Raw genomic sequence first — 7535 nt, forward strand, 5'->3', positions numbered from 1 at the left:
ACAGGTAGATTTTCGACCCGTTCCAGAACCTGATCTCGTCCTCGACGATCTGGCACAGGCCCTGCGCGACCCAGCCTGCCAGCATGGCGCGGAAGCCCTTCGGCCCCTCCATATGGTTCTTGATCAGGTCGTCCCGGATTCTCCGGAACAGGTAGCATTGCAGCCCGCCGATCGCCGCGCACCAGCTGATCAGCCCGACCCGCATCAGGTGCGACTTCCCGCCCCCGGCGGCGCCGCCGTACAGAACCTCAGTCGCCTTGGTCTCGAACGCCGTCCACTGCCGAGGATGCAGGTGCAGGCTCAACGCGACCTGTGACGCTGACTTGCGGCGCGCCTTTTCCTCCCGGATCGCCAGCAGCATCGCCGCCGGCGAAGGCAAGCCGTCCAAAGAGAGCTTCAAGGGCTGCAAGCTGGTCCTCGGTGGCGTTGGTCAGGTCGACGGTCTGGATTGGGCCGCCGCCGGGGCCAGTGATGGCCTGCGGAGCCTTGCCCCAGCCGCGATCGAGCAGGCTATTTGCGGCCGAGACGCGGGCTGCTTCCGGGGCGTCCTTGGTGGTCATGATCTTGGCGAGCGTCCGGATCGCGGTTTCGGTATGCCGGCGCGCCAAAGAACGGATATCGGCTGGTGCTTTCGCCATTTAGGTTTCGTGACCCCTGCTAAATTATTGGTCACGCATCATCTTGGACCAGGCGCAGTCGTTGTCCGGTGCGACGTACCCGGAGGTGGCCGCGTATTCCTCCAGCTCGGGGTCGGCGCGGCCCATGGCGAGGTCGTCTCCTGCCCTGACCATGCGATCCGGTGGCGAATCCGTGAGACGCTTGATCTCGGCTCGATGCCTGAGGAACCGCGCCTTGGCTTCGTCGAAAACTGCTCTATCGATCACGTCGCCCATGCGAAGCTCCTAAATGTTTGGCATGACGCCATGGCTTGCCTCGCCAGCTAGGCATGTGACGGGGAATGCTGACGGCAAGACCCACGGCGACGGCGGGCGGTAATCCGTGACTGGCGACACTGGCAAACCCATCGGATCGCGCATCTCGACGCGCTTAACATTACCGTCCGGGTAATACTCGATCGCCTTGATCGAGGGGCAGATGCCGCCGCCGGGGTGCGGCATGCCGCAGTACTGGCAACCCATTCTCGGCTCCTGAATAAAAGCGGCCCGCCAGCGTGAGCCAGCGGGCCAGTCTAGGGAGGAAACGCCCCAAGGAGGGCTGCCGGACCACCCGGCCTCGGACGGCGAACCTGCAAGCAATGCTGACAGGTTGTCGAATTACTGCCGCTTCGGCCCGAAGATCTTGAGGCCGATGTTCTTGAGAAACTGCCGCTCGAAGTCGTCGAGGCGGGTGTCGTTGACGCTCACAACCACCACGCCCTGGTCGGCGAAAGCGTGGCGCTTGATCGCTTCTTTGTCCACCGGTGTGCCGAGCTTGCGGGTCGGGTAGTTGGTCTGCAGCTGCCTCACGCCGCGTCCTCCAGCCCGAGCTTGCGGCGGCGACGGGCGGCTCGCTCCGATTGATCCTGCGCCCATTCGAAGTCGCGGGCCTCGGGGAGATCGCGGCTCGGTTCGGTGCGGAACGGCTTGTTCGGGACCGCCGCGGCGCTCGGGACGAGTTGCGCCAGCGTATGTTCAGAAGGTGCCGATCCGGCGATGATCTGTCCATCCCCTGATTTACCTGCCGCACGCAACGGTACAGCCGCCTTACCCAGCGTATTCGCAAGACTAATCCACAGCCGCTCAAGTCTTGCATAGGCGGTCGATCTTGCCCAGCCGCGCCGATTACATTCGGATACGAAGGAGCGGCCAGGAATGACTTGGCAGAACGTGAAACACCACACGAGATGCCGCATCTCGACCGTTCCGATGCGGTCGATCGTCCATCCCACCACCTCGGAATATCGGGACAGCTCGGACGCGGTGACGGCGCGGCGCTCTGCCCAGCGCTGGCGGTCTTCGGCCTGGTCCTGTTCGGTCCAGCCGGCGCGCTCCTTCTCGGTGAAGCCGTAGCCGGGCCAGAACGATCCGGCGCGCGGGCCCCTCACCCGCGGCAGCCGGCGTTCAACGTCGGCGGCCTCGACGAAGCGCTGGCGAACGATCTCAGGCGTCCACATGGTCACTTATCCCCCTTGCGTTTCGAGCGGAGCGCCTCGGCATATTCACGCCCAACGCTGCCAAAGCGGCCATCTTTGAAGTCTTCCGGAAATAGACCTGACTGACACGTCGGACAGGTCGGGAGCGACGACAGGCTCGACCACGCTTTGTCGACTGCCCGCGCAGCCAGCGACCGCAGGCTATGCGCCTCCGCATCTTTGACAGATTCTAGCCGGCGATCGATCGCCTTGACGGCGCGATCGTGCCATTCGACCAAGATCAGGAAGGCGTCGAACGCTTCGACGTTTGTCTCGCAATCCTGACACCAAATGCGGCGTTCCGACTGGTCGTAGGTCAAACGCAGGTGACGACATAACCGAAACGGACGACGACTTTTCCCGCGAGCGATGCGAATGTCGCCGAAGTCAACAACCTTTACGCCGCCGACATAATCCAGTTCTTCGACCGGCGGGTCTTTTCGCTCTTCATCGCTCATCACGCCTTCTCCCCGAACAAGTCCTGCTGCGGCTCTGGCTCGAAATGCTGCTGCAGCCGTTCCAGCAACATCGCTGCGATGGCGTGACGCGGCGGGACGGGGCGCATCGTGCGGGCTCGGTCCCGAATGGCGCCGATGTCGATCCCGTCGATCGCTTCGAACCAGCGCGACCCGCAGAACCATGACGGATGCGCCGCCAGGATATCGCTGATCGCGTACAGCACCGGCGCGGTCAGCTCTCTCTTGTGGTTCGTCGTCTCCATCAAGGTCATCAGCACGTCGCGCATGTGATCAGATCCCCGCGTCGCCAAGATGCGCTCCAGCGTTCCGACAGCGCACGTCTCGCCGGGCTCACGCCGCTTCGCGGTCGGGACCGCAGCGATGTTAAACTCGGCGCAGAGACTGGCGAGCGCGGGGGTCACAGACGGTTAGTCCTTCCGAGTGAGTGAAACTGTTGCCGCAACTGCGTCGCTCATGCCCTGCAGATAAGCTTCTTCAAGTAGGTGGGTGAGCGGCTTCCGAACCCCGTTCGTGTCGAGAAACGGCGCAGTTCGGCGCGCCACCAGGTCACGCATAGCGGGCGTCAGATTATGATAAGTGAGACGCGCCTTGTATAATCCTACCGACCCCATTAGTGCCGCTCCATCGGGATCATCAACGCCAAGACCGGCCACGCGAACAGCGATACCAGATTGAACAGCCATACGCGGCCGAACATCTGATAGCTCGGCGCGAAGAACATGGCCGCGACCGGCGGGGCGAAGTACAGCAGTAGCCACCACATCATGCGCTCTCCTGCGGCCACCGTGTCGAGCACGGGTAAAAGTGATCGCACGTCTGGTTCTGTCGAGTCTGAAACTGGTCAGAGTGTGGATTGTGGCAATCGCCTTCAAAGTGGACCCACGCTCCATCGCGCATCCCACCGCCATCGAAGTATTCGCAATTTCCGCACAGCGGCGTCGGTCTCTCGGTCATGATCGCTCCTGCGAAATGATTGTTTACGTCTCCGGTACTTCGAACCGCATCGTCTGCCCCCGGAACGTCAGCGCCCGCTGCTCGAAGGCTTTTCCTCGGCGCCGTTTCAGGCAGATCACATCGGCACGATCGGCGCAGCGCGCCATATCGGCTTGCCATTTTGTGAGTTCTTCTTCACCGCCGCGCTCGGGGCGGTGCCGGCGGAGCCAGTTCACGCGGCGCCAGAGGCCGATGATCAGGTCCGCGTCGCGCTCAAGACTCGGCGCGTCCGCGTCGAGGATATCAGGCGTCGGATCGTCCTTGCGTTGCGCGCCGCGGGTGCGCTGGGCCAGCAGGATCACCGGGACGCCAAGCCCCTTCGCCATGCGCTTCACGTCGCCGGTGACCTCGGCCATGCGTTCGAAGCGGTCGCGGTGCTTGCCATCCGCTTTGATCTTGTCGAGCTGGTCGATGATGACCAGCGAGAGGCCGGCGTTGCGCTTCATCGCCAGCGCCTGGGCTCGCATCTGCCTCACCGTCATCTGCTCCGAGTCCACGATGTGGAACGGGACGCTTCGCAGGGTCTGCTCCGATGCGGCGATGTCCTGCCACTGGAACGCGTCGAACGTGCCTTCGTGGATTTGACTGACGGGGATCTCGGATAGGGCCGAGACCTCCCGGGCCGCAAGCTGATCGGCGCTCATTTCAAAGCTGAACATGAGCACCGGCCGGCCGCCGCGCGCCGCGTGCATCCCGATCTGAGCCGCGAGCGCGGATTTGCCGTCGGCCTGGCTCGCGATCAGCACCACTAGATCGCCCCCCAGCATCATGCCGGCGATCTCGTCGAGTGGCACGAGTCCGGTGGTCAGGCCGGGGACGGCCTGCCCCGAATATGCGTCGTTGGCTTGGCGCAAGACGTGATGCGCTACTTCCCCAATCTGCTTTGGCCGGACCGGCGCCGACACCGCCATGATGTCCTGCAGCCGAACAGCGGCCTCAGCAGCGAGTTCTTCGATGCCACGGGCGCCTTTTCCCGTCTCGGCCTTGATCCAGTCCCCAAGGGCCTGCAAACGGCGCTGCGCGGCAACCTCGGCGATGGCCCCGGCGTAGTCGTCGGCCGATCCGGCGTCGCGGGCGTTCTCCCGGAGCACCCACAGCATCGGCTCCGTCGGACCGGCCCCGGGTAATTCGGCGGGGAGCTTCGTGCGCAGAACTGGAATTCCCACAGATTGGCCAGCCTCAGCCGCCTTCTGCATCGCCGAATAGATCGCGGCTAGGTTCTGATCCGAGAACATATCCGGCGTCACGGTCTCCGCCGTCGCGTAGTATGCGTGTGGGGAGAGCAGCAAACAACCCAAGAAATTGCGTTCTGATGCGGAGGCGTCGGCGATCATGCTGCTAGCTCCCGGCCACCAGCCGACTTCGCGATCGACAGCAGCACATCACGGAACGCTGGCGGTGTCGCAGCACGAATTTGCGCCTTATTCTTCCCACCGACATAAGCCATCACGCCGGTCCTGCGGGCCTTCTCATAGCCGTGACGTTCAAGGGCTATTTGCGGCAACCGCTGTTCGCCGGCTCCCCAGATCAGATCTGGTAGCTCAGCGCGAACCGCGTAGAGCCACGTCGCCTTCCGAGCCATGTGGCCGTAATGGCCTTGCTCGACATGGCATGTCGAACCTCCGAAGGAATCGGCGGAGACCCACCCACCTTTGGCAGGCGGCGCCGCCAGACCGAAATGACGCCACGCGTTCGAATAGGCCGGGTGCTCGATTACGCCGCCGAAGTTTCGAACGGCCATCAGAGCGGCAGCGAAACAGCCGCCATCCTGACCAAGCCTGAACTGATGCGGTTTGCATGGCGATCCGTGCCAGTACCGCCCCCAACGCTCGCACGGGGGATGCGCCACGACCGGCCACGGTCCGTCGTACCAGCGGGCATCGCGCCAGATGTCCCACGGATCGACGTCCGGAAGTCCAAAGTAACAACCGTTCCGCTCTACAAACAGCGCCGCTACGGTCACGCCACTTCCTCCCGCGCCGCATTCCACAAATTCTCGTAGTCGATCAATGCCGGCGGCTCGGCAGCCATAACGAACCCAACGCCTTCAGCGATCGCCCGGTCTTTCAGCGACCGCATGGCGGCGCGTCCTGGCGGCTCGCATTGGATGTACTGATTGCGGTTCGGGTCCCAGCGCATCGGCATATCGCCATCGGGGAAACCGACCATGCTTTGCACCGCCAGAGGGATTTCGAAGCCGATGAGGCCGGCGGTCGATAACAGCGGCCAAACCGGGTAGGCGTAGCCGATCATCGCCCAAGCGCCGAGCGCGGTGCGTAGACCTTCTGCAACGCCGACCTTCGGTCCGACGCCGCCGAGGCGGATAGCACCGCCCGCCACAGGCCCCAGGCCCATCTTCTGGCTCGGCACCGACGCTTTGCGCCCATCCGGACCGATGAACTCGCGCCAGATGCCGGTCAGGTTTCCGTCGAGATCATCGACCCGCGCGACGAGCGCTGCGAACCGGCCGACGCCATGGATGCCGAGCGATGGATGAAAGCGCAAACAGTCCGGCCATCCACCCGGAGGGGTCGGATGCTTGAAGCCATGCAGGTAAACCTCTCCCAGCGTCCCAGCGAGCGGCACAGAGGCGTTCCAGACCGCGGCGGCGTCTTCCTTCGTGGCTTCGCGGCGGGACGCTTCCTCGGCCTCCCTGGCGGCTTGGGCGGCCTCGTTATCGGCGCGGCGGCGGTCGATCTCTTCTAGTTCTTCCGGGCTGAGCGGCTTGGCCTCGCGACCCGATGGATTCGGGCGTCCGGTCAGCAGCTCGCAGGCCTCCAGAAACGTCCGCTTGCCGACGTGCATCGACAGCCCGATCGCGCCGGCGCCGCCGTCCGCGCCGCGGCAAACCCATTTGCGCTTTGCGGGGTTGATGCCCAGCCTATCCGTTCCGCCGCATGCCGGGCACGGACCGACATGCTCCTGCCCGACGCGCTTCAACTTCGCGCCGAAGCTNTTCGCCGTGGCAAGCAGATCGGCTGCATCTGCCTGATCGCGCCAGTCGCGGAAGGCGTCGGCGTCTCTGGTCATCGCTGATCTTCTGCTGTGATACAAAACGGCCTGCACATCTTGCGGATGGCCTCGAAGTCAGCAGCAAAATGATCTCCAGCCCGCTTGTGCGGCGTCTGACTCGTCGGCACATGCACCAGCTTGTAGATGCGCTGGATCGTATCGAGCATCGCGGCCGGGGTTAGCGCCTCGTGGCGCTCAACCCGCACTACCGGAAGCGGTGTGACATTGTCGGTCATGTTGACCCCTGCTCTCTGATGCTACGTGGCCGCTGCGAACAGATCGCCCGGCCGCTCCACCCGCGCCGCGCGCATCACACCACCTCACGCACGGTCGCGACGACCACGGCCGCCGGCCCGTAAGCCTTGGCGAAACGGCCGGCTACGATCTGGGCATCATCCTTGAACACGACCCCGTTCATCGCATCGGTGAACGCCTTGATGACGTTGTCGGCGTCCGGTTTCTTCGCTGGCTTGATCTCGCCAGCGATGGCCTGCGCCCGCTTCTTCTGAGACCACGACGCCGGCACCGCGAAGATGATCGACAGATCAATTTCGACCGGAGCCTCGATCGGTAGTCGCCCGCTCATCGCGTCCATCGCCAGAGAGCGAATGATGCCCTCATAGGTGCGGGTCTTTTCCGGGGTATAGTGGCCGATGAAGTTACCGCGGCGAAAGGCGCGAGCGCGCCCTTTGCCTTGCGGATCACCGGCGACGATGATGGTGACCGGATCGGTCATGGCTCAATCCTCATCGCCTTCGGCGTCGTGGAATGGCCATGCAGCCGCCGGCAACGGTGGGTCTCGGGGACATGCGGCAAATGGTGGGCGGCTTCGAACCGGAACGCTTGGGTGATCTTCATCGGTCTCTGACGAGGTGGGACGGCGGACATGCCGATATCGGGCGTATTGCCCGCTGATGTAG

The 7535-nt window shown here is 63.9% G+C and carries 10 protein-coding genes and 2 pseudogenes; all 12 read right to left on the bottom strand.

Translation table 11 applies throughout. From position 1 onward, the window contains the following. Positions 1-409, bottom strand: a pseudogene (locus I5M_RS33800) (hypothetical protein); the annotation flags it as partial. A 253-nt stretch (positions 410-662) separates the two neighbouring features. Beyond that, positions 663-893 carry a hypothetical protein gene (locus I5M_RS19200; RefSeq protein ID WP_022722879.1) on the bottom strand — a complete coding sequence of 77 codons (231 nt, stop codon included), beginning with the start codon at positions 891-893 and terminating at the stop codon, positions 663-665. Positions 894-1274: 381 nt separating this feature from the next. Continuing rightward, positions 1275-1466 (bottom strand): hypothetical protein, encoded by a 192-nt coding sequence (locus I5M_RS19205; protein WP_022722880.1) that lies wholly within the window; start codon positions 1464-1466, stop codon positions 1275-1277. Beyond that, the gene (locus I5M_RS19210) at positions 1463-2113 is read right to left on the bottom strand and encodes a hypothetical protein (protein WP_031337056.1); all 651 of its coding nucleotides are present in this window, start codon (positions 2111-2113) and stop codon (positions 1463-1465) included. The genes I5M_RS19205 and I5M_RS19210 overlap by 4 nt, the downstream gene beginning before the upstream one ends. Before the next feature lie 2 nt (positions 2114-2115). Next, positions 2116-2589, bottom strand: coding sequence for a hypothetical protein (locus I5M_RS19215; protein ID WP_022722882.1), 474 nt, complete (start codon positions 2587-2589; stop codon positions 2116-2118). Further along, the gene (locus I5M_RS30990) at positions 2589-2876 is read right to left on the bottom strand and encodes a hypothetical protein (protein ID WP_148287907.1); all 288 of its coding nucleotides are present in this window, start codon (positions 2874-2876) and stop codon (positions 2589-2591) included. The genes I5M_RS19215 and I5M_RS30990 overlap by 1 nt, the downstream gene beginning before the upstream one ends. A gap of 344 nt (positions 2877-3220) precedes the next feature. Then, on the bottom strand, positions 3221-3376 hold the full coding sequence (locus I5M_RS32815) for a hypothetical protein (RefSeq protein WP_022722884.1): 156 nt from the start codon (positions 3374-3376) through the stop codon (positions 3221-3223). A gap of 211 nt (positions 3377-3587) precedes the next feature. Beyond that, the gene (locus tag I5M_RS19230; RefSeq protein ID WP_022722885.1) at positions 3588-4937 is read right to left on the bottom strand and encodes a DnaB-like helicase C-terminal domain-containing protein; all 1350 of its coding nucleotides are present in this window, start codon (positions 4935-4937) and stop codon (positions 3588-3590) included. After that, a complete protein-coding gene (locus tag I5M_RS19235; RefSeq protein ID WP_022722886.1) occupies positions 4934-5566 on the bottom strand; it encodes a hypothetical protein in 633 nt (210 codons plus the stop codon). The genes I5M_RS19230 and I5M_RS19235 overlap by 4 nt, the downstream gene beginning before the upstream one ends. Positions 5567-6629: 1063 nt before the next feature. Beyond that, entirely contained in the window at positions 6630-6851 is a 222-nt protein-coding gene (locus I5M_RS19245) for a hypothetical protein (protein WP_022722888.1), read from the bottom strand. A 74-nt stretch (positions 6852-6925) separates the two neighbouring features. Beyond that, the gene (locus tag I5M_RS19250; protein ID WP_022722889.1) at positions 6926-7351 is read right to left on the bottom strand and encodes a RusA family crossover junction endodeoxyribonuclease; all 426 of its coding nucleotides are present in this window, start codon (positions 7349-7351) and stop codon (positions 6926-6928) included. Between the two features lie 29 nt (positions 7352-7380). Then, positions 7381-7473: pseudogene (locus I5M_RS31500) on the bottom strand (6-carboxytetrahydropterin synthase); the annotation flags it as partial. Between the last annotated feature and the right edge of the window lie 62 nt (positions 7474-7535).

It is taken from the genome of Rhodopseudomonas sp. B29, from assembly GCF_000333455.1.
In the GTDB taxonomy this organism is placed as follows: Bacteria; Pseudomonadota; Alphaproteobacteria; order Rhizobiales; family Xanthobacteraceae; genus Rhodopseudomonas.